This is a genomic window from Pseudomonas sp. SB113 (genome assembly GCF_040754745.1).
Taxonomy (GTDB): domain Bacteria; phylum Pseudomonadota; class Gammaproteobacteria; order Pseudomonadales; family Pseudomonadaceae; genus Aquipseudomonas; species Aquipseudomonas grimontii.
In genome coordinates this window covers 1-590 of the sequence record NZ_JBFMHW010000086.1, presented here as the reverse complement: position 1 = coordinate 590, position 590 = coordinate 1, and the positions used below count along the sequence as shown (strand labels likewise).

The 590-nt window shown below is 52.4% G+C and carries 2 protein-coding genes; one reads left to right on the top strand and one right to left on the bottom strand.

The genetic code is table 11. The features are described 5' to 3' along the window. Window positions 1–261: hypothetical protein (locus tag AB1462_RS31545; protein ID WP_367248991.1), on the bottom strand; the 261-nt coding region annotated here is incomplete at its 3' end. A 221-nt stretch (window positions 262–482) separates the two neighbouring features. On the opposite strand from AB1462_RS31545, the gene AB1462_RS31540 reads away from it, so the two are divergent. Next, the coding region (locus AB1462_RS31540) for a cold-shock protein (protein WP_367248993.1) at window positions 483–590 on the top strand (108 nt) is incomplete at its 3' end.

Below are 590 nucleotides of genomic sequence, written 5' to 3'. Positions count from 1 at the left end.
CGAGACATACCGGCCGTAGAGCGGCAGGCTTGGATTGCGCGTCGATTGATAGCGAAGAATGGCGGCTCCCTCGCCCGCCACACGTGACTGAACCGCATCGCAGCTCATGCTGGTGGTGACGTAACGGGAAATGGCTTCGGCCTCGCCGGACATGACGAAAAGTGCGGCAAAACCTGCCAATGGAATTGAAAAGCGCATCATGGCGTTCTCCTCGATGACCAGATAATTAAGCCAACGATTCACGAAAGAAAGCAGTTTCACGCTTTTGTGCAACTCGTTCGAAAAGGGTTTCAAACAGGCGCTGGTGATGAACCATCTTGTTTTTGACCCCAAAAGCGCTTATATGCCGTCCATTGATATTTCGGCCGATCGATATAGTGGCCCCGCGGTTCCGCGTTCGCTGACGTCTATCTCCAAAATCTCGATACCAAGTCGGTTATCCGACAATTACTAACGTTGCGAATGCAAGAAGGACTAGCGAAATGGCAACTGGAACAGTTAAGTGGTTCAACGCAACCAAGGGCTTCGGCTTCATTCAGCCTGACAATGGCGGCGCGGACGTATTCGTCCACATCTCCGCTGTTGAACGC